Raw genomic sequence first — 21,057 nt, forward strand, 5'->3', positions numbered from 1 at the left:
ATGAAAATGATTATCACTACAAAGGAGGGTCGCCATGACGGCTCCGCACCCGACGCCACAGGTCTTGGTGAGAGGCGTGTCGGCGGGGTACACGCGCACCACCGTCTTGAACCAACTCGACGTCGACATACCACCTTTGACGGTTACCGCGGTGATGGGTCCGAACGGGTCGGGCAAGTCGACGCTGCTGGGCCTGCTGGCCGGCGTGATTCCGGCGACATCGGGGACGGTGGTCCACCGCACCGCCGTGCGGCCTGCGTTCGTCATGCAGCGCAGCGCGGCGGCCGACACCCTGCCGCTCACAGTGCGGGAGACCGTGACAATGGGACGCTGGGGCCGGCTCGGCCCCTTCCGGCGCCCCTCCCCCAAGGACCGCAGGGCGGTGGAGTCGAGCATGGAACGGCTGGACGTCGCCGACCTCGCGGAACGACAACTGGGTGAACTGTCGGGGGGACAGCGCCAGCGCGTCCTGGTCGCGCAGGGCCTGGCACAGGGCGCCGATCTGCTGCTGCTCGACGAGCCGGCCGGCGCCGTCGACGGCTCGGCGCGGGAGACGATCGCGCGCGTTCTCGACGACGTGGCGGCCGAGGGGGTCGCGGTCGTCCAGGCGACGCACGACATCACGGCGGCCCGCCGGGCGGGATACTGCCTACTACTGGACGGCGGCCACGTCAGGGCGGCAGGACCTCCTCGCGAGGTGCTGGACGAGGCGGAGCGAAAGCGCCCGGCGGAGCCCTTCGCCCGGCCGTGACCGCATGCGCGGCAGGGCGCCGAGGCCGTGTCCGGCTCAGAAGCCGAAGGCTTCGCGCCGCCGTTCGGCCGTGACCGCATGCACGGCAGGGCGCCGAGGCCGTTTCAGGTACACAAGCCGAAGGCGTCGCGCCGCCGTTCAACCGACAACTCGCCGAAGCCGTCGCAGTCCCGTGCGGCGCCCACCAGGACATCCCGCCCGCCTTCTCCGGCGGCCACCCGATGAGCGCATCCGGGCTTCCGCACCCACCCTTCCGGGCCACTGCGGAACCGGCGGCCCTCGGCGCCGCACCGCGGCCGCTGCCCACGGGTCTCCAGGAAGCCGGTACGGTATTGACAATCATTTTCATCACCGTAAAGCTGTGCGAGCCCCGCCCTCCGCCTCCTGCGGCTGCGGCGGGATACCACTCGTCTCACTCAGGGGAGCAGCATGTCAACATTCCGTAACCGCAGAGAGTTTCTCGCTCTGGCCGGTGCCGCCGGTACGGCCGGGGCCCTGGCGCTCACCGGTTGCGGAGGCGGCGCAGAGGGCGGCACGGAGAGCGGCGGCGGGGCCGACGACAAGGCCCGGCCCAAGCGCGGCGGCGAGTTCCGGGCGCTGTTCACCGGCGGCGGTGAAGCCGAGACCATCGACCCGCACGCCGAGGCCCTGGCCATCGACATGGCGCGCACCAAGGCACTGTTCGACCGGCTCGTGGACCTGGACTCCACGATGACACCCGTGCCGCGGCTCGCCGAGAAGTGGGAGTCCGACGCCGACGCGACGGTGTGGCGGTTCACCCTTCGGGACGCGCTCTTCCACGACGGGAAGAAACTCACACCCGAGGACGTGCTGTTCAGCTTCGCCCGCATCCTCGACCCGAAGGCGACCAGCCACTTCGCGCAGGCCCTGCTGTCCGTCATCGACCTGAAGAAGAGCCGGGGCGTCGGCAAGAACGTCGTGGAACTCACGCTCACCAGGCCCGCCGCCGAACTCCCCGCGCTGCTCGGCACGCTCGGCACCGGCATCGTCAGCGCCCGCTACCTGGACCCGGCCAAGCCCGTCGGCACCGGGGCGTTCCGGCTGAAGTCCTTCCAGGCGGGCCGGTCGTTCGCCGCCGAGCGCTTCGACGACCACTGGGACGGCGGGGCGTACGTCGACGAGCTGCGCATCCTGTCCGCCGACGCCGATGCCCGCGGCAACGCGCTGCGCGGTGGCGAGGCGGAGTACGGATACGAGATGACGCCGACCTTCGCCCGCACCGCACAGGCCGACACGTCGGTGCGGATCATCGCCGCGAAGGGCAGCACCGCCCAGGCGATCGTCATGAAGTGCGACCAGGAGCCCTTCGACAACCCCGATGTCACTCTGGCCTTCAAGCTGCTGGCGGACCGTCAGAAGCTGGTGGACGTAGTGCTGGCCGGCCAGGGTGTGGTCGGCAACGACATGTTCGGCAAGGGCTACCAGTACTACCCCGAGGATGTCCCGCAGCGGCAGCGCGATGTCTCGGAGGCCCGCGCGCTCCTCAAGAAGGCGGGCGTGCTCAACCGGACCCTCTCCATCTACACCTCTTCCGTGGCCAACGGCTTCGTCGAGGCGGCCACCCTCTTCGCCGAACAGGCCGCCGACGCGGGGCTGCGGATCAGGATCACCAATGGTTCGTCGGACACGTACTTCAAGGACCAGCTGACCAAGGGCGTGATGGGCAGCCACCGTTCGGGCGCCATGACCATCCCCAACTACCTCAACGACCGTCTGCTCACCAAGTCCGCCTTCAACGCCTCCGGCTGGCGCCGCAAGGACTTCGACGCCGACTTCGCCAAGGCGCAGTCCACCACCGACGACGCCGAGCGCACACGCCTGTACGGGGACCTCCAGCGCACCGTCCACGAGGAGGGCGGTCTGCTGATGTGGGGCCACCCGGACTGGCTGAACGCGGTCTCGTCCCGCGTGCGCGGCGTCGACGAGGCCCCGCCCAACACGCTCGACTCCGCCCGTTTCGACAAGGTGTGGCTGGCCTGAGCATGCGTGGTGGCATGCGGGGGTACGCCCTGCAGCGGCTCGCCGTCGGAGCCGTACAACTGGTCCTGCTCGCGGTGCTGGTGTTCCTGCTGACCTCAGCTCTGCCCGGCGACGCCGCCGACGTCCGGGGCGACGAGGACGCCACACCCGAGCAGGTGGCCGCGCTGCGCGAACAGCTCCAGCTGGACCGCCCGGCCCTGGAGCGCTTCACCGACTGGACGCAGGGCGTGCTGACGGGTGACCTCGGCACATCACTCGTCAACGGCGGCCCGGTGCTGGACATCCTGGCCGATTCGGTCGGGATCACGCTGGTGCTGGCCGCGGTGACCTTCGCCGTCGTCGTGCCACTCGCGGTGCTGCTCGGCATCGTCTCCGGCCTGCGCGAGGGCGGCCGCCTCGACCGGGCGGTCACCTCCGTGACGCTCGCGCTCAACGCCGTACCGGACTTCGTGCTGGCGCTGCTGCTCGTGGCGGGGCTGTCGTTGCGGCTGGGCTGGCTGCCGGCGACCTGGGTCGGCGTGGGCGCCGCCGACCTGATCGTCGAACCCGCGCTGCTGGTGCTGCCGGTCACGGTCGTCGCGGCCCGCCTGATCTGCCTGCTCTCGCGGCAGGTGCGGGCGGGCATGGTGACCGTCCTCAAGGCCGACTACGTCACCCAGGCCCGGCGCCTCGGTGTGCCACGCCGGACGCTGCTGCTGCGGCACGTCCTGCCCAACGCCGCGGTCCCCGGCATTCAGGAACTGGCCCGGGTGGGCGACAACCTGGTGGGCGGCGTGCTGATCGTCGAGGCGGTCTTCGCGATCCCCGGTGTGGCGACCGCCCTGGTCAGGGCCGTGGAGGCGCGCGACGTACCCACCGTGCAGGGCCTGGCCCTGGTGGTGGCCGCGGCGGCCCTGCTGTTCAGCCTCGCGGCGGACCTGGTCTGCCATCGACTCGTTCCACGGACGGAGGTCCTTCGGTGAAGCTCGTGAAGGGCCGGAAGCCCGGGAGGACGGGCACGGCCCCGGCGTCCGTCGGCGGGCTGCTGCTGGTGCTGCCGCTGGGCATCGCCCTGATCGGCCCGCTGCTCACCGAGCCGGCGGCTCCCGGGGCGTTCGCGCCGTACGCGGGAAGCGGTGGCGATTACCCGCTCGGCACCGACGGGCTGGGCCGCGATGTGCTGGCCCTGCTGCTGCACGGCGGGCGAAGCGCGCTCGGCATGGCGCTCGGTGCGGTGGCGGTCGCGTACCTGGTCGGCGGGCTGCTGGGGCTACTGGCAGCTTCCGCCCGCCGTCGCCTGGCCGACGAGTTGCTGATGCGCCCCCTCGATGTGCTGCTTCCCGTGCCCACCCTGCTGGTCATCAGCGTGGTGGCGGTGGGCTGGCGCGGGTCACCCGTCGCGATCGCCCTCGCGGTGGCTGCCGTCAACGTACCGCCCGTGGCGCGGCTGGTGAGGGCGGCTGCCCTGGACGCGGCCAGCGGCCCGGTCGCCGAGGCGCTTCGGGTGCAGGGCGAGTCCCGTGCGCGTATCCAACTGGACTGCGTGGCGCGGTCGGTGCTGTCGCCGGTCGCCGCCGACATCGGCACCAGGATCACCCTTGCCGTCTTTCTCGTCGGTTCGGCCAACTTCCTCGGCCTGGGACTGAACCCGACCGCGCCCGACTGGGCGGTGAGCATCGCCCGCAGCCGCGAGGGTCTGCTGCTCCAGCCGTGGGCCGTGCTGGCACCCGCCTTGATGCTCGTCATGTTCACCGTGGGGCTCAACCTGCTCGCCGACCGCCTGCTGGCCCGCTCCCGCCCTACGCAGGAGGCAGTGCGATGACCTCCGAGACACCGTTCGTCACCGTGCGCGGGCTCTCCGCGCGGGCCGGTGACACCGTGCTCCTCGACACGGTCGACTTCGACCTGTACCAGGGCCGGGTCACCGCGCTCGTCGGCCCTTCGGGCAGCGGCAAGACCACGGCCGCCCTCGCGCTGCTGGGCGAGGCGGGCCCCGGCGTGCGCCTCGACGGCCGGGTGAAGGCCGGCCCCGTCACCGTCGTGGACGGGGACGGGATCACGGAGGAAGCGGCGGGGCTGAGGGGCCGGCTGGTGGCGTACATGCCCCAGCACCCGGGCAGTGCCCTCAACCCGGCCCGCCGTACCGGCGCCGTCCTCGCCGAACTCGCCCGGCTGCACCGCTCCACGGGGCCCACACCGGTCTCCGACGCCCTCCGCGCAGCGCAACTGCCCACCGGACGCGACACGGAGCGACGCTTCCCGCACCAGTTCTCCGGCGGGCAGCGCCAGCGCGTGGCGCTCGCCCAGGCCCTGGTGTGCCGGCCCGAGGTGCTGGTACTCGACGAGCCGAGCACCGGGCTCGACACGGTGACCCGTATGCGACTCGCCGAAACGCTGGCCGGGCTCGCCCGCAGCGGGCCGGCGATCCTGTTGCTCAGCCACGACCACGACCTCGTCCGAGCGCTCGCGGACCACGTCGTCGTCCTGCACCGCGGACGGGTGACGGCGTCGGGCGGCGCGGCCGACGCGCTGCCCGCCCGGCGCCCGGTGACCGCCGTGCGGCACACACCCCGCGACCTCGACGAGCCCCCCGTGCTCGACGTACAAGGGCTCTCCGCCCACCTCCACGCCGGTGGCCGAGGCCCGGTCCTGCACGGGGTCGATCTCCGGCTGCCCGCCGGCGGGTGTGTCGGCGTGGCCGGTCTCTCGGGCAGCGGAAAGACGACCCTGGCCCGCTGCGTGGCCGGACTCCACGAACGCCACCGCGGCCGGATACTCCTGGACGGCCGTCCGCTTCCGTTTCTGCGCCACCGCACCGCCGAGCAGAAGCAGCGGGTGCAGTACGTCTGGCAGGAGGTACGCAGCTCCTTCGACGAGCGGCGCCCGGTCGCCGAGCAGGTCGCCCGCACCGCCGTACGGCTACGGGGCCGGGACGCCGGTGAGGCACGGCGCGAGGCCCTGGAGCTGCTGGACCGCCTGGGGCTGGACTCCGGCACGGCGGAGCGCCGTCCCGGTGGCCTGTCCGGGGGCGAACTCCAACGCGCGGCGCTCGCGCGCGCCGTACTGGCCACTCCCGACGTCCTGGTCTGCGACGAGATCACCACCGCACTCGACGGTGACGCGACCCGAGCGGTTCTCGGCGAACTCTCCCGGCTCCGGGAGGAGCACGGCACCGCGCTGCTCTGGGTCAGCCACGATTTGGAACTCCTCGCCGCCGTCGCCCACCACATCGTCGTCGTCGACGGCGGACACGTCATCGAATCCGGCACGCCCGACCAGGTGTTGCACGCCCCGCGGACCACCGTGACCCGGAAGTTGGTCCGTGCGATGGACCTCGGTACGGCTCCGGCGGCCACCGGTCCGGCCGCCCCGTCCGTGGCCGGCACCTGACCTCACGACGTCCCACCACATCCCCGACCACGGAGGACACATGACCGACCGGACAGCAGCGGGCTCCACGGCCGCACAGGCCGACGCCCGGGCACTGCTCGACGCGCTGCCCGACACCCTGCCCCGGGACGAGATCCTCGCCATCAACAGCTCGAAATCGGACGTCCACACCCACCGCACCTACGAATACAACGGCTGGACGTTCGACCTGCCGGCGGGTGTCTTCAAGCCGGGCGACACCAGCGTGTCCAACACCGCGGAGCTCAGGAACATCGTCGGGTACGCCGTCGAGGCCGGTTTCCGGCCGGAGATCACGCATCGCCAGACCTGGGAGGGTGACAACTGCCAGGCGTACCTCTTCACCCTGCGCCACGATCACGCCGCCTGACCGGAGGAGCAGGACATGCACGAGCACATAGCCGAAGCGGTCAAGGAACCCGATGTGGTGACCGTTCCGCCCGGGGCGGTCTGTCTGCGCTTCGAGACGATGAAGCTGTACTCGGCACTCGGTGCCGTACGCCACCTCCTCGAGACCGGGCAGGTCCAGCCCGGTGACACGCTCATCGACAGCTCCAGCGGCATCTACGCCCACGCGCTCGCCCTCGCCTGCCACCGGTACGGACTGAAGTGCCACATCGTCGGCTCGACGACGGTCGACCGGACACTCCGCGTCCAGCTGGAGATCCTCGGCGCCACCCTGGAACAGGTCCGTCCCTCCAAGAACCTGCGCCTCGACCAGAACCTGCGGGTCGAGCGGATCGGTGAACTCCTGCGGGAGAACCCGCAGTACCACTGGATGCGGCAGTACCACGACTCCGTCCACTACCTCGGCTACCGCGATGTCGCCGACCTCGTCCGCAAGGAAGTCCCCGAGGGGCCACTGGCCCTGGTGGGCGCGGTCGGCACCGGGGCGTCCACCGGGGCCATCGCCACGTATCTGCGCGAGGCGGCCCGAGATGTGACGCTCATCGGGATCCAGCCCTTCGGCAGCGTCACCTTCGGCGCCGAGCACGTCACCGACCCGGACATGATCATCGCCGGTATCGGCAGCTCCATCCCCTTCCAGAACGTCCGCCACGAGCTGTACGACCGCATCCACTGGGTCAACTTCGACTACGCCATGTCCGGGGCCGTCGAACTCCTGCGGGCCGGCGGCATCTTCGCCGGGCTGTCGGCCGGCGCCGCCTACCTGGCCACGCTCTGGGAGCGCGAACGCGACGACTCCAGGACGTATGTCTTCCTGGCCGCCGACACCGGGCACCGTTACGTCGACAGCGCCTACGCCAACCATCCGCAGGCCGTCGGCCTCGGCGCCATGCGGCCCCACGAGGTCACCACACAGGGCGAGCTGCGCCATCCCTGGTCGGTGATGGACTGGCCACCCGGCGAAAGGGCACTGCTGCGCGGCGAACCGCTCCTGGTGCCCGGGGCCGTCTAGCCTCGTACGCCCGTATCGGCAGCGCCCCGTCCAGTCTCCGCCCCCGCCCCCGTTCGAAAGGTGTCCTGCCGTGTCCCCCAGCGACCAGCACACACGCGGGTTCGTCCTGTTCCGCCGGCTCTTCGGCCCTGCCGAGACCGCGGCCCTGGGGCAGGCGGCGGAGGCCGTGCTCGCGCGGGTGACCGAGCAAGCGCTGGAGGGGACATCGGAGGTCTCCGTGTGGCCGGACGGGCACCGGCTGGGGACGGTGGACGGGACCACCGTCCACTGGGAGCCCGGCGCCCGTCCGCCGGCGGTTCGCAGCCTGGCGCCCGTCACGCACCTGAATCCCGGTCTCGACGCCCTGTGGACCGACGAGCGGCTCACCGGGCCCATGCGCCGGCTGCTGGGCACCGAGCGGCTGGGGCCGTTCACGTCGAAGCTCAACTTCAAGAGGGCCGGCGTCGGTTCGGAGTTCCGCTGGCACCAGGACCATCCGTACTGGTATTGCAGCGCAGGTCCTGACGCCCAGGACATCGCCACCGCGATGATCTTCCTCGACGAAGCGACCGCCGACAACGGCGCCCTGCAGATCGTCCCGGGCAGCCACCTGGCCGGACCGGCGCCGCGCGACCGCGCAGAGCCGACCGGGCTGCTCGTCGACACGGCCCGGACCGGCGTCGACGGCGCGGTGACCGTCCTGGCGCCGGCCGGCTCCGTGCTTAGGGACGCGGCCGTCGCCGGACTGCTCGACATCGCCCCCGGTACCGAGGTGGCCCTGATAGGCGTCGTCAACCCGCTGGTGGCGGCGATACGCGAGCAGGGCGGTGTCCCGCTGCCCTGCGACCTCAACCTGCGCACCACCAACTGGGGCGACCCCGTCACCGATGACATGCACCAGGTGCTGACCGATGCCGACGCGGTGATCGCCACGGGCATGACTTTCAGCAACGGCAGCTTCGACGTCATCCTGGAGCACTGCCGCAAGCACGCGACGCCGCTCGCCGTATACGCCCAGACCGGCAGCGCGGTCGCGCGCGCCTTCCTGGGGGCCGGCCTCACCGCGCTGTCCGCGGAGCCCTTCCCCTTCTCCCAGTTCAGCGCCGACGCGACCGCGCTGTACCGGTACCGGGCGGAGCGGGCATGAGCAGCGAGACGAAGCGCCCGGCGGCAGACCCCACCGCCGGTCCGGCGGAACCGCCCGCCGAAGCCCCGACGAACGCGGCGGCGAACGGCCATGCCGTGCCGGGCGACTGGCGGATGACCCGCGTCCTGTGGCCGTTCATGCTCGCCTCGGCCGTGGGCCTGGTGCCTTTCACCATCTACAGCACCTTCCTCGTCCCCATCGCGGACACCGCGGACGGCAGCGTCGCCGCCCTGGGTCAGCTGCGCGGCCTCGGCGGGCTCGCCGCCCTGGCCGTGGGCACGGCGCTGGCTCCGCTGATCGACCGCGTACGCAGGGATCGGGCGGCCGCGGGCGGGCTCACCGTGCTGGCTCTGGCAGCCGCCTTCGGCGCCACCGGCGAGTTCCTCCTGCTGACTGCCTTCTGCCTGCTGGTCGGCGCCGGTACGGCCGTGCTCAATCCGGCGCTGACGGCAGCCGCGGCCGATCGCTTCGACAACGACGCGGCAGCGGGCCGCGCGGCGACCCTCATCACCGCCACCCAGTCGCTCACGGCACTCCTGGCCGCGCCCCTGGTGGCGCTGCCGGCCGTGTTGTGGGGCTGGCAGGGCGACTTGTGGGCCATCGCCGCCATCGCCGCCGTACTCGCTCTGTACTTCCTCCTGCGCGGCCGCCACTCCCGGCGCGTCGGGCTCACGGCCGACCGGGACGCGGAGAAGACGACGCGGCCGGGGTACCTCGCGTCGTTCAGGGCGCTCGGCGCCCTGCCCGGGGTGGCCCCGCTCCTCAGCGTGGCCATGCTGAGAACGGCGGCGTTCATGGGCTACCTCGCGTACCTCGCCGCCTTCTACGATGAGCGCTTCGGCCTGGACCCCGGCCTCTTCGCCCTCGTCTGGACCCTGAGCGGCACCTCGTTCTTCCTGGGCAACCTCTTCGCCGGCCGGCTGCTGAGCTCCGAGCGGCCGGCGGTCTCCAGTGAGCGGCTGATGACGCTCGCCCTGCTGGTGGCGACGTCGGCTCTCGTAGGGGTCTTCTTCACCCGCTCTCTGTTCCTGGCGCTTCCGTTGACCGCGCTCGTCGGCGCCGGTCACGCGACGGTGGCCGCCTGTGTCACCACGCTGCTGGTGCGCCGGTGCGGTTCGCTGCGGGGCACGGCGCTGAGCCTCAACGCCGCCGGAATGAGCTTCGGCGTCTTCCTCGGCGCCGGTCTCGGTGGCGTCGGTCTCGCCGTCGGCGGATATCCGGGCACCGCCGCGGCGCTGGGGGCACTGACCCTCGCGGCGCTCGTCTTCGCCCGCGCGGTGGCACGCTCGGCACCTGCTGGTGAGTGAGGCGGCCACCGGCACTCCGGTGCGCCGACGCGGGGACACCTACGGGCCGGCGCCGCGGCCTGTAGGCGTCCCCGCGTGAAGAGCGCGGGTCGCGGAGGCGGGAACTGATCAGCGGGAGTCGGTTGTGACGGGAAGTACCGAACCGGGCAGGCGCCTGACACGCCAACGTGCGGCTGTCGCGCAGGCCCTCGCCGGATGCGCGGATTTCGTGTCCGCCCAGCAACTGCACGCACGGATGGCCGACAAAGGCGTCCGGGTGGGACTCACCACCGTCTATCGCGCCCTGCAGGAGGCGGTGCGGACGGGTGGGGCCGACGTCGTACGGTCCGAGGTCGGCGAACGGCGCTACCGGCACCGACCCGCGGCCGAACACCGCCACTACATCATCTGCCGCGACTGCCTCCATGGCGAGGCCCTCGACACCGACGTCGTCGAGCGCTGGGTCGGCCAGGTGGCCCGTACGACCGGATTCGCCGAAGTGGACCACACCCTCGAGCTGAGCGGCGTCTGCGGCGACTGCCGGCGCAAGGGAAACAACGCGGACACGCCCACGCGGTAGCACGGGTCGGTTCAGAGGTCGTCGTGCACGCGGCTCCCCGGGTTCCGTGACGTGACAGGGCGGGACGGGGCGGGGCGGGGCGGGGCGGGAGAACCGTCACGCGGGACCGACGACGTGGGCCGCGTCCGGGGCGGCCGGCAACGCCCGCGAATCGAGGTCGGCGACGTGCGGATCTTCCTGCCCTACGCCGACCGTGACACCACTACGGCGTTCTTCAGGATCTCCAACAGCGGCGGCACCGACGGCCGGTTGACCGCCGTGACGTCCTCTGCCGTCGACGAGGCCGTGCTCAGCGGGCACGAGAGTGCGGGCGGCGGAGCCGATTTTCATGTGCGCACGGTCGACTCGGCCGGAACCCCCGCGGGCGGGACGCTGGTCAGGTCGCCGAGTGCTCTGGACGCCGTGGTGTCCGCGAAGGCGCTTGCCGGCCGGGTGACACCGTCCCGTTCCCCCTGCGCTTCCTCACGGCTCACGGCTCGGCTCCGTGGCGGTCGTGGTCCGGTCCGGCACCCGGCTCGCGACGGGAATCGGTCGCCGGTCCACGGGAACCTGACGCTCCCTTCATCCGACTACTGCCGCGTGGGAGGGCGGGACGTACCGCCGTACCCGCGTGGCCAAGGACGATGAAAGGTGTGTGATGGGTGGGCTGGATGTGCGCATGCGAGAGGTCGCCTGCCGCCACAGCAGGGTCGAGGCCGTCGTCGACGTGGACCTGGAGATCGCGGCCGGTGAGCGAGTGGCCCTGACGGGGACGAACGGATCGGGCAAGACCACCCTCCTTCGCGCCGTCCTCGGTCTGCACCGCCAGATGAGAGGCACGATCACGGTCGGCGGCCGGAACACGCGTACGCCGGCTGAATGGGCCTGGCGGCGGCGGGCCTGCGCCTGGATTCCGCAGAAACCCGCGGCCGGCCGTTTCCCCTTGCTGGGTCACGAGTTGCTCGCCGGCAGCACCGCTCCCGCGGAAGCCTCCGAAGCCGCCAACCGGCTGGGTGTCGGGGCACTGACCGGGCGGCCCCTGCACACCCTCTCCGGTGGCCAGCTGCAGCGGATGTACCTCGCCCGGGCCATCGGCTGCGTCGCCGCGGGCGCCGGAGTGCTCCTGGCCGACGAGCCCACGGCGGCCCTGGACTTCTCCGGCCAGGAGGAGGCCGCCGACGTCCTCGCCTCCCTGCCCGTGACGCTGGTCGTCGTGACACACGACCGGGCGCTGGCCGACCGCTGCGACCGGATACTGGAGATGGCCGCCGGCCGGCTGCGGGAGGTCCGGTGACCCTCGCCGCCGCCGACGTCGGCGAGCTGCTCCGGCTCGTGCCCGTGCAGCGGGCCGGGATCGCCCTGTTGCTGGCCGCGATCGGGCTGCCGGTGATCGGTGTGGTCATCGTCGGGCTCGACATCATGCCGGTGCGGTTCGCGATGATGCACGTCGCTCTGCTGGGCATCGCGGTCGGTCTGCTGACCGGGCTCGACCCGATGCTGTGCGCGCTGGTGGCCTGCGCCCTGGCGGGCGCCGGAGTCGCCCCGCTCGCCCGTACCCCTGACGGGCTGTCCGGCGCGATGGGCCTTCTGATGAGTCTCGCGATCGCGGCCGCACTGCTCGTCCTCGCGGTCTCCGGGGTCAACGCCTCGGGCGCGTTCGCCCTGCTGTGGGGTTCGATCCTGTCCGTGGGTACAGCCGACCTGGTGGTCCTGGCGGTGCTCGCCGTCGCCGTACCCGGTCTCTTCCTGTGGCGACGTCGCGATGTCGCGCTGCTTCTGTACGACCGGGAACTCGCGCAGTGCTCAGGCGTCCCGGTACGGGGACTGACCCTGGTACTGCTGGTACTGGTCGCCGTGTCGGTCGCGGGAGCGATCAAACTCACCGGCGCCCTGCTGGTCGACGCCCTGACGCTGCTGCCCGCACTCGCCGCCCGCCGCCTGGGCACCTCACTCAAGTCGATCACTCTGTGGGCGGTGGGTATCGGCATCGCCGTCAACCTGACCGGGTTCCTCATCGCCCTCTGGCTGGACTGGCCGCCCGGCCCGGTCCTCGTCCTGACCGCGGGGGCAGTCGTCCTCGCCGTCCACCTCGTACCCGAACGGAGAATCAGCTCATGGCGCGCAACCGCGTCCGTATCACCTCCCTCCTCGCACTGAGCGCGGCCCTGGCCCTGGTCACCGGCTGCGGCAACGGCGACGACGCGTCGTCCAAGAGCGGCACCGGGGGCAAGAAGGGGAAACCGGTCGTGGTCGTCACCACCACCTGGGAAGGCGCCTTCGCGAAGGCCGCAGGAGCGGAGGATGTGAAGGTCATCGTGCCGCAGTCGGTGCACCACGCCCCCGACTACGATCCCAAGCCGTCCGACCTGGCGGCCGTCGCAGAGGCCGACTTCGTGCTGTACGCGCCGTTCGAACCGTACGCCGAGAAGATCAAGGAGGCCGCGGGTTCCGAGGCCGAGTTGGTCGAGGTCGGTCTCGACAACGACGCCGACAAGGTCAACGCCGAAGTGGCCCGGCTGGGCGAACTGTTCGGCACCGAGGACGCCGCCGCGAAGTGGAAGAGCACGTTCGACGCCGAGCGCGCCAAGCTGTCCGCGGATCTGAAGTCCGGCTGGCCCGGCGGCGAGAGCCCGGCCGTGGTCAGCCAGGTCTTCACGGCCTGGGCGGCGAAGCTGGCGGGCGCCACCACCGTGGGTACGTACGGGCCGGAGGCCGTCACTCCGGCTCAACTGGCCGAACTCTCGGAGAAGAAACCCGCGCTCGTGCTGGACAACGCTCACATGTCGACCGGCACCGTGCTGCCCGACTCCGGCGCCAAGCAGGTGAAGATCGCCAACTATCCGGGCGACGATCTCGATCTGCTGGCCGTGTACCGGGACGCGGCGCACGAGCTGAAGAACGCCATGTCCTGAAAGACCGGGTGCACGGCCCGGCGCGGGGCGTTGCTCGGGCGTTGCTCGGGGCGTTGCGCGCGGGTGGGGGCAGTCCGGTTCGGGACTGCCCCCACCGTTCGCTCAGCCCGCCTGCGCGAGAGGCGGCGCCGCCGTCTTCGGACGGAGCCCGGTGTTCACGGTCAGGCGCTCTCGCAGCGCGGCCCGATCGGGCTTGCCCGCCGGCGTCAGGGGAAGCTCCGGCACAACCAGGAGACGCTCGGGGTGCTTGCGCTGCTCGAGTCCGCGGGCCGTCAGATGCGCGCACAGCGAGTCGAGTGTCAGGGCGTCGGTGGTGCGGGGAACGACGCAGGCCGCCAGCCGCTCGCCCATCACCTCGTCCGGTACACCGACGCACACGACGTCGCGCACGAGGGGGTGGGCGGCCAGCTCCCTTTCGACCTCGGCGGGGCTGATGTTGACGCCGCCCCGTATGACCACGTCCTTGAGGCGTCCCACGATGTGGAGGACGCCGTCCCCGTCGAGGAATCCGAGGTCTCCGGTGCGCACCCAGCCGTCCGGGGTGCGGTAGCGGGCGTCGAGTTCCGGGGAGCCGACGTAGCACATGGGGGTCATCGGGCCACGAGCGATGATCTCTCCCATCGTCCCGTCCGGGAGCTGTTCACGGGTCTCGGTGTCGGCGATGCGGATCTCGGCGACGCGCGGGTCGGGACGGCCGGCGACCACGCCCTGCCGGTCGGCGGCCGGGGTGTCGCCGCTCAGCCCGGTGTGGCAGTTGACGCCGTCGGCCGACCCGTAGAGGTTGACGACCGGGCAGCCGAACGCGCGGGCGGCGTGCCGTGCCGTCGTCTCGTCCAGAGCGGAGCCTCCGAGGACCAGGGCTGTGGGCGCGGGCAGTTTCTCGCCTGTGCTCTCCAGTCCGTCGAGCATCATGCGCACCATGGTGGGCACGCCCAGGATGTGGGTGGGCTCGTGCTCGCGTACCGCTGCGAGCGCGGCTTCCGGGGTGAAGTGTTCAAGGAGGATCAGCGTCCCGCCGTGCCGGGCGAGGGCGACCGCGGTGCCGTTGGAGCCGAAGGCCGAGGCGAGCGGCACGAGGAACAGGCAGCGCGGCGGGATGCCGTCCGGCATGAGCGAGGCGAGGAAGTTGCCGCGTCCGCCCGCCAGCGCGTTGTGGGAGTACGCGACCATCTTCGGCTCCGCCTCTGAGCCGGAGGAGACCAGGATACGGGCGGCGCTGTCGGGATCCGGCCGGGCGGGGACGAAGGCACGGGGGTCGGAGCGCAGCAGCTCCGAGAGCGGAATCGTTCCTTCTGGAGCATTGCCGGGTCCGGCCGCGATGACGTGGCGCAGAGCGGGGAGGGCCGGGGCCAGGTCGGACAGATCGGCGGCATGCCGATTGCCGCGGTGCTCGACGGCGGCGATGACGGCAACGGCATCCGCGCGGCGGAGCAGGGATTCGGCTTCCAGGGTGCCGCGGCCGACGGGGAAGGGGAGCGCGACGGCGCCGAGGGCGGCCAGGGCGAGATCGGCGATGACGGCGTTGCGGCCGTTCGGGAGTTGGACGCCGACCACATCACCTGCGCGTATGCCGAGGTCTCTGAGGCCGGTGGCCAGACATCGCACTTTGCGGTCCAGGGCGGTGTAGCAGAGTTTGCCCTTGGCGTCGAGGACGGCCGTGCGATGCAGGTCCGCGACCTGGCGGGCGCGGAAGAGGCTGTAGAGGTCGAGATCGGGGCAGGTGCCGTCGATCACCCAGGAGCGGCGGAGGTCGGCGGGCAGCAGGTCGTGCAGTGCGACGGTCATGCGAAGCTCCAGGGATCGGGGACGGCGGGAGCACCGTGCGCGTCCCGGCTGATCGAGCCGGCGAAACGCGGGTCGTGGTGGAGGTCGGCCAGGTCCGTGGTGACGGCGGTGGCGGTCAGGCCGTGTTCACGCAGCCATGCCAGGGCCTCGTCGGTGGACGCGTCGTGCAGGTCGTACGCACCGGCGGCGGCCGCGCAGACGTCGGCGGGGGCTATCCAGCCGTCCGCGGTGGGCAAGGGACGGCGGAATCCGGCCGGTCGTCTCGCGCTGCCGCCCGCCGCGGCCCGGCGCATGGCGGGCGCGGTGAGGACGTCGGCGGCGCCCAGCAGGGAGGAGTCGACGCGGACGCCCTGGCCGGTGCGCTCGCGCAGCAGCAGGCCGGCGAGCACGGCCTCGGTGCCGAGAAGTCCGCCGAGGACGTCGAGGAGGGTCATCAGGGAGGGGGCAGGCGCCTCGTCCGCAGGGCGGACGGCTTCGCCGACTCCGGTACGAGCCTGGACCATGAAGTCCGTACCCATGGGGGCGCCGGGCAGGCGATCGGCCCAGCCGCTGGTGTACGCGTAGACCAGCGCGGGGTTCACAGCCGTCAGATCGTCCGTGTCGAGGCCGAGTTGGGCGGCCTTGCCCGGGGCCCAGTTGTGCAGGAAGACATCGGCTTCGGCCGTCATCTCCCGCAGTCGGCGCCGGCCGGACGGCGCCTTGATGTCCACCTCCACGGCCTGCTTGCCCCGGTTCAGCGCGAGCCAGCGAGCCGAGACACCCGAACATGCGGGCGGCATTCCACGCAGCGGGTCGCCGCCCGGCGGCTCGATGCGGATCACCTCGGCACCCAGCAGACCCAGGAGGTGAGCGGAGAGAGGCGCCTGGATCCGGCGGCCGGCCTCCAGCACGGTCAGTCCGGTCAGCGGCCGTTCGACAGCCGGGCGCACGGATCGGCCGTGGTGACCGGCTCCTTGGGGTGCGAGTGACCAAGGGGCTGCGGCGTCGTGTTCGGCGGCGCGTCGGGCCAGGGTGTGCAACGGGCAGACTTCCGCGCCGGATGCCGAGGCAGCCTGCCGGATGTGCTGCCAGGTGTGGGCACGGGTGGCCGCGTGCAGGGCCTGCGGGAAGGGGGCGCATGCCGTGGCGTACCGGAACTGGAAGGGCCGCCAGCCCGCCCTGATCGCGTCGGCCGGAGCGTCCAGAGCCCGCCAGAACGCGGCCCATGCTCCAGGATCCAGCGTCTCCAGCTCGAAGAGAAGGCCGTCGGCGGCAGTGAACGGCGGTCCGCCCGGCGCGAGTTCGGCCGCCTCTCCCTCATCGGCCCCGGCTGCGGCGAGGTACTGGGAGACGGCCAGCAGTCCGGCCCGGTCCGCGCTCGTGGCCACCCGGGCGGCCGTCCCTCCACGGGTCTGGCCGACCAGCCCCGCCAGGAGCCCCTGCACGGTGAGCACGGCGGTCGCGGTGGCGACGTAGTCGACTGCCAGGCCGCGCGGTTCACCGTCTCGCCTGCCGTGCACGGCCATGACGCCGGTGGCGGCCTGCACGGTGGCCTCGTCGGTGATCCCGCTCGCCGCGGCCGCGGCCCAGGTGACGTGGGCCTCATGCGGGAGGAAGCCATCGCCGGTCAGGGTGATGCGCCCGGTGCGGGCGTCTGCCGACGTGTCGGACACCGGTTCCGCGCGGGCTCCCAGGAGCCGCAGGTGCTCTGCGGCAAGGCCGGTCGATTCGGGTGGTCCCGACGTGTCGAGCTGCAGTCCGTCGAGTGGCCGGACCGTCTGCGTGGTGGCTGGTGACGCCATGCCTCTCCTCTCCTGGCGGCGGTGGCCGTCGCATGGGGATGTGTGGAACGCGGGAACCCGGGAGCATGCGCACCCGACCAGTTCCACGGAGAGGCAGTCGGACTGCCGTTCCCATGGGTTCCCGGCAAACTGGAGGTAAGTGGTGGAGAGCTGTGGCCAGGTGCGGGTCGAAGCTCCGGAATACGCTTCCGCGGAAGCGGAGTTGCGGGCTCGGGTGACGCACTTCGTCCGCAGCCGGGTGGTGCCGTGCGAACCCGTACTCGATGCCGGTGGCCCCGCTGCCGCAGCCGCGACGCAGGACCTGCGGACCCGGGCCAAGGAGGAGGGCCTGTGGGCTCTGCCCCTGCCCGCCGAACTCGGTGGCCAGGGGCTCCCCCTGCTGCAGTACGCTCAGGTGGCCGAAGCCGAGGGGGCGAGCGACCACGGCCCGGCGGCTCTCGGCTCGTCTCCCCTGCTCGACGTCACCATGCTGCAGCGCCACGGCAGCGGACGCGTGCGTGACCTCTACCTCAAGCGGGTGACGGCCGGAGAACTGCGCACCTGCTATGCGATGACCGAACCCGACGTCCCGGGGACCGATCCCCTCATGACCGGCACCCGCGCCACCCGGGCGACCGACGGGAGCTGGACCGTCAGCGGCCGCAAGTGGTTCGCTTCCGGGGCCGCCGGAGCCGACCTGGTCACCGTCCTGGCCCGCACCGCCGGAGCGCCTTCCGACCGCGAAGGGCTTTCCCTCCTCCTGGTCCCCACCGATTCCCCCGGCTTCCGTGTCGTTCGCGCTTTGCCCGTGTTCGGTGCGTACGGGCAGTGGGAGATCGAACTGGACCGTGTCGACGTGCCCGCAGACCACCTGATCGGCGAACAGGGGCAGGCGCTCGCCATCGCCGGGGAACGACTCCAACTGGGCCGCACTCTGCGCTGTCTGCGCTGGCTCGGTCAGGCACAGCGAGCCTTCGACCTCATGTGCGAGCGCGCCAACACCCGTGTCGGCTCCCGAGGTCCGCTCGCCGACCACCAACTGGTCCAGCAGCACGTCTTCGAGTCGCTGCTCGCTCTGCGCACCACACGCCCGCTGGTTCACGAAGCCGTGGCCCGGATCGACGCCGGACTGGACGCGCGCATCGAAGTGGGCCTGTCCAAGGTGGCCGCCGCCCGGATGCTCCAGCAGGTGGCGGACGCGGCCATTCAGATCCACGGCAGTGCGGGACTGGGCCCCGACACTCCCCTGCCCGCGCTCTTCCGTTCCGGCCGCGCCGCCCGCATCCTCGACGGCCCGGACGAGCTGCACATCACGTCCGTTGCGCGCCGGGTCCTGCGCGGTCATCAGGCGTAGAGCCGCGGTGACGACGCACAACAGCCGCCGGGCCACGCGTTCGGGGCGTCGACGAGCCCGGTTCGGGCCACACGCTCCGGACGTCCACGAGCCCGGTCCGGGCCACACGCTCCGGACGTCCACGAGCCCGGTCCGGGCCACACGCTCCGGACCTCCACGAGCCCGGTCCGGGCCACACGCTCCGGACGTCCACGAGCCCGGTCCGGGCTACACGTTCCGGACGTCCACGAGTCCCGTGAGGACGGCGAGCCCGAGTGCGAGGAAGAAGTCGCCCCACACCAGCTCGTGGCGTGGCGCGATTCCTCGTACCGCGTCGTAGCAACCGTCCAGCAGCATGCCGGCCGGCCGGGTCCCACCGCGCCCCGTCAGATGGCCGCTGACGAGACGGTCGAGGATCGCGGCGCCACGCTCCGAGAACTCCGCCGCCCGTGGCCCGGGCAGGTGTGCCAGCTTCAACAGCGCAACCGCTGTGATCGCGGCGGCCGAGGTGTCCAACGGGCCTTCCGGCTGCGCCTCGTCGGCCGGCGGCACAGACCTTCCGGGAGCCTCCGTTCCCCCCGCGAGCACCTGTGCCGCCGCCTTGAGACCGGCCGGCTTCCCCTGCGCCGCATCGGGGTCGAGCAGCGCGTCGGCCACGGCGAGCAACAGCCACGCACGTCCCCGGCTCCAGCCGGAGGGCGGATCGTCACACGCCTGCCAGCCCGCGTCCGCTTCGAAGCGCCATGACGGTACGAGCTCCCCGGTCCCGAGGCACAGCTCGACATGCCGGTCCAGGTGGGAGGCGGCTGCCGCGGCGCCCTGCGGCCCCGCCTGCGCGAGCAACGGGACCATACCGGGCACCGCGTCCACTCTGGCCAGCAACCTGGGGCCGCCGAACGCCGAACCCCAGGGCACCAGGCCCAGTCGCGGGTGCACCGCGTCCAAGCAGGCTTGGGCCGCCCTGCCGCGCAGCGCGACGGCCCCGCTGTCACTCTGCGCCAGAGCGGTCCCGTACCAGAGGATCAGACCGCGGGTCGCGGTGTCGGCCTCCGCCCACCGGGCCAGCCGCGCCGTGCACGCCGAGGCCGCGGCCCGGTCGGCCGGGTCGCCGGTGTGCCGGGCCCGCAGCCACAGCAGGCCGGCCCAGAACCCACCTGTCCAGGCGCCGCGCCGGGTGGTGGTCCACCGGCCGCTGTCCGGATCGGCGAACAGCGGGAACCGGGAGCCGACTTCGACCGCGGTGGCCGCGACCCGGTCGAGCACGTCCGACAGTGCGCGCTCGGCGCAGTCCGGCCGGATCACGCCGCGGTCACCGGGCCCTGCCGACGTCCGCGTACGGCCCACGCGAAGGCGACGGTGCAGGCTGCCGCGAACTCCCCGGCGACCGACAGCCAGGCGGCCCCGTAGTGGCCCGCTTCCGCCAGGGCGCCGAAGACGGGCGGCCCCAGGGCGAAGCCTGCGAAGAACCCGGCCGAGACGAGCGCGGAGTCCTGCCCGGCCCGGCCGGGCGCCGCGCGCTGCATGACGAGCACCATGGAGACGGCGTTTCCGGACACCGCGAACACACCCACCGCGACGGCTCCCGCCCATGCCAGCGGAGGCACCGACAGCGCACCCGCCAGCAGCAGGGCGGCACCGACCGCCCCTGCCGCCAGCCATCCCGGCAGCCATTCGGCCCGTCCCGGCCGGGCCGCCTTCGACCAGCACACCCGCCCGGCGATCCCCGCCACACCCAGCACCGCCACGAGAGCACCCGCCGCGGTGGGACTCATACCGAGCTTTTGAGCGCCGAACAACGCGAGGTAGGTATTGACCGACGCTATTCCACAGCCCAGCAGCAACGAGAACGCCGCCAGCCACACGATGTCTCCTCGGGGGGCGGGCGACGGACGGGGGCCCGTCTTCCTCTCGGGCGGATCGGCAGGCAGTACGCGCACGGTCCACAGGGCCGCAGCCACCGCGGCGCCGGCCGCCGCCCATACCGCACCACGCCAGCCGACCCACGCGGCCAATGCGGAAAGGGGCAGCCCGGCGGCGAACGCGCCCAGCTGAACGCCCGACTGCTTCACCCCGGTCACCGAGGCCCGCCGGGCGGGCGGAACGGCGGCCAGGATCGCCTTGTTGGTCGCCGGATTGGCCAACGCCTGGGGCAGACCGCCCAGCGCGACCGCCGCGAGAAGGAGACCGGCGCCCGGCGCCGCACCGATCAGCCCGAGCGCGGCGGCGGACACGAGCAGCAGCGCGACGAGCGCACGCCTCGGACCGATCCGGTCCACGATCCGACCGCCGGCAGGAGACAGCACAGCCGCCGTACCGAAACCGATCGTCGTCGTCAGGCCCAACACCGTGGGCGAGATGCCCAGTTCGTCGACCAGCCGCGGTCCGAGCGCACCGAGCAGGAAGAGTTGCAGCATCGAGAACGCCATGGCGCAGGTGAGAAGCGACGTCAGACGACCGCCCGACCCTGCGGCTGACGCCGGCGGCGCCACCCGCTCTGTCTCCAACGATGCCTCCGTGTAACGATGTCGGACGTTCATGTGCCACGTGATAAGTCGGCCGGGCGGGTCGCGGAGTTCCCCGTAAACGTTGTGGCGTGCGCCACAGGGGCCCCGCTGAGACAGGAACCGGAACGTTTCGTACCCCTCTATGGTGACCGCGAGGAGGATGCGAGGATGAGCCGGACATGACTCCAGGTCGATGTTGTCGCGCTCTGCGGGCCGCCGTCTTCGCGGTCACC

At 72.2% G+C, this 21,057-nt stretch carries 19 protein-coding genes; 14 read left to right on the forward strand and 5 right to left on the reverse strand.

What is annotated here, in order from left to right:
* Positions 1-34: 34 nt before the first annotated feature.
* The 10 genes from aztA (at position 35) to AB0903_RS28420 (ending at position 10,551) form a co-directional block, all read left to right on the forward strand.
* The gene (gene aztA / locus AB0903_RS28375; RefSeq protein ID WP_366707573.1) at positions 35-751 is read left to right on the forward strand and encodes a zinc ABC transporter ATP-binding protein AztA; all 717 of its coding nucleotides are present in this window, start codon (positions 35-37) and stop codon (positions 749-751) included.
* 429 nt (positions 752-1,180) lie between these two features.
* Positions 1,181-2,752, forward strand: coding sequence for an ABC transporter substrate-binding protein (locus AB0903_RS28380; RefSeq protein WP_366707574.1), 1,572 nt, complete (start codon positions 1,181-1,183; stop codon positions 2,750-2,752).
* Between the two features lie 14 nt (positions 2,753-2,766).
* Complete coding sequence (locus AB0903_RS28385) at positions 2,767-3,714, forward strand: ABC transporter permease (RefSeq protein ID WP_366707598.1); 948 nt, start codon at positions 2,767-2,769, stop codon at positions 3,712-3,714.
* A complete protein-coding gene (locus AB0903_RS28390; protein WP_366707575.1) occupies positions 3,711-4,553 on the forward strand; it encodes an ABC transporter permease subunit in 843 nt (280 codons plus the stop codon). The genes AB0903_RS28385 and AB0903_RS28390 overlap by 4 nt, the downstream gene beginning before the upstream one ends.
* Entirely contained in the window at positions 4,550-6,121 is a 1,572-nt protein-coding gene (locus AB0903_RS28395; protein ID WP_366707576.1) for an ATP-binding cassette domain-containing protein, read from the forward strand. Before AB0903_RS28390 ends, AB0903_RS28395 begins: the two co-directional genes overlap by 4 nt.
* Before the next feature lie 40 nt (positions 6,122-6,161).
* Positions 6,162-6,509, forward strand: coding sequence for a hypothetical protein (locus AB0903_RS28400; RefSeq protein WP_366707577.1), 348 nt, complete (start codon positions 6,162-6,164; stop codon positions 6,507-6,509).
* 15 nt (positions 6,510-6,524) lie between these two features.
* A complete protein-coding gene (locus tag AB0903_RS28405) occupies positions 6,525-7,559 on the forward strand; it encodes a pyridoxal-phosphate dependent enzyme (protein ID WP_366707578.1) in 1,035 nt (344 codons plus the stop codon).
* Between the two features lie 70 nt (positions 7,560-7,629).
* Positions 7,630-8,685, forward strand: coding sequence for a phytanoyl-CoA dioxygenase family protein (locus tag AB0903_RS28410; RefSeq protein WP_366707579.1), 1,056 nt, complete (start codon positions 7,630-7,632; stop codon positions 8,683-8,685).
* Positions 8,682-9,992 (forward strand): MFS transporter, encoded by a 1,311-nt coding sequence (locus tag AB0903_RS28415; RefSeq protein ID WP_366707580.1) that lies wholly within the window; start codon positions 8,682-8,684, stop codon positions 9,990-9,992. The genes AB0903_RS28410 and AB0903_RS28415 overlap by 4 nt, the downstream gene beginning before the upstream one ends.
* A 124-nt stretch (positions 9,993-10,116) precedes the next feature.
* On the forward strand, positions 10,117-10,551 hold the full coding sequence (locus AB0903_RS28420) for a Fur family transcriptional regulator (protein ID WP_366707581.1): 435 nt from the start codon (positions 10,117-10,119) through the stop codon (positions 10,549-10,551).
* Between the two features lie 326 nt (positions 10,552-10,877).
* Here AB0903_RS28420 and AB0903_RS28425 read toward each other — a convergent pair whose 3' ends face one another.
* Complete coding sequence (locus tag AB0903_RS28425; RefSeq protein WP_366707582.1) at positions 10,878-11,024, reverse strand: hypothetical protein; 147 nt, start codon at positions 11,022-11,024, stop codon at positions 10,878-10,880.
* A gap of 164 nt (positions 11,025-11,188) precedes the next feature.
* Here AB0903_RS28425 and AB0903_RS28430 point away from each other — a divergent pair, with 164 nt between their 5' ends.
* Genes AB0903_RS28430 through AB0903_RS28440 form a run of 3 tightly spaced genes read left to right on the forward strand, consistent with a single transcriptional unit; the run spans position 11,189 to position 13,442 of the window.
* Positions 11,189-11,824 (forward strand): ABC transporter ATP-binding protein, encoded by a 636-nt coding sequence (locus AB0903_RS28430; protein ID WP_366707583.1) that lies wholly within the window; start codon positions 11,189-11,191, stop codon positions 11,822-11,824.
* On the forward strand, positions 11,821-12,687 hold the full coding sequence (locus tag AB0903_RS28435; RefSeq protein ID WP_366707584.1) for a metal ABC transporter permease: 867 nt from the start codon (positions 11,821-11,823) through the stop codon (positions 12,685-12,687). Before AB0903_RS28430 ends, AB0903_RS28435 begins: the two co-directional genes overlap by 4 nt.
* The gene (locus tag AB0903_RS28440; protein ID WP_366707585.1) at positions 12,645-13,442 is read left to right on the forward strand and encodes a zinc ABC transporter substrate-binding protein; all 798 of its coding nucleotides are present in this window, start codon (positions 12,645-12,647) and stop codon (positions 13,440-13,442) included. Before AB0903_RS28435 ends, AB0903_RS28440 begins: the two co-directional genes overlap by 43 nt.
* A gap of 102 nt (positions 13,443-13,544) precedes the next feature.
* Here the strand turns inward: AB0903_RS28440 and AB0903_RS28445 are convergent, their stop codons facing one another.
* Together AB0903_RS28445 and AB0903_RS28450 are read right to left on the reverse strand one after the other, a co-directional pair.
* Positions 13,545-15,227, reverse strand: a complete 1,683-nt coding sequence (locus AB0903_RS28445; RefSeq protein WP_366707586.1) for a class I adenylate-forming enzyme family protein — start codon at positions 15,225-15,227, stop codon at positions 13,545-13,547.
* Positions 15,224-17,008 (reverse strand): CoA transferase, encoded by a 1,785-nt coding sequence (locus AB0903_RS28450; protein WP_366707587.1) that lies wholly within the window; start codon positions 17,006-17,008, stop codon positions 15,224-15,226. The genes AB0903_RS28445 and AB0903_RS28450 overlap by 4 nt, the downstream gene beginning before the upstream one ends.
* 202 nt (positions 17,009-17,210) lie before the next feature.
* On the opposite strand from AB0903_RS28450, the gene AB0903_RS28455 reads away from it, so the two are divergent.
* Entirely contained in the window at positions 17,211-18,341 is a 1,131-nt protein-coding gene (locus AB0903_RS28455; protein WP_366707599.1) for an acyl-CoA dehydrogenase family protein, read from the forward strand.
* A gap of 207 nt (positions 18,342-18,548) precedes the next feature.
* Here the strand turns inward: AB0903_RS28455 and AB0903_RS28460 are convergent, their stop codons facing one another.
* Together AB0903_RS28460 and AB0903_RS28465 are read right to left on the reverse strand one after the other, a co-directional pair.
* The gene (locus AB0903_RS28460) at positions 18,549-19,622 is read right to left on the reverse strand and encodes a sugar ABC transporter permease (RefSeq protein ID WP_366707588.1); all 1,074 of its coding nucleotides are present in this window, start codon (positions 19,620-19,622) and stop codon (positions 18,549-18,551) included.
* On the reverse strand, positions 19,619-20,746 hold the full coding sequence (locus AB0903_RS28465) for an MFS transporter (RefSeq protein ID WP_366707600.1): 1,128 nt from the start codon (positions 20,744-20,746) through the stop codon (positions 19,619-19,621). Before AB0903_RS28465 ends, AB0903_RS28460 begins: the two co-directional genes overlap by 4 nt.
* Positions 20,747-21,057 lie beyond the last annotated feature (311 nt).

Source organism: Streptomyces sp. NPDC048389 (assembly GCF_040706335.1).
Classification (GTDB): Bacteria; Actinomycetota; Actinomycetes; order Streptomycetales; family Streptomycetaceae; genus Streptomyces.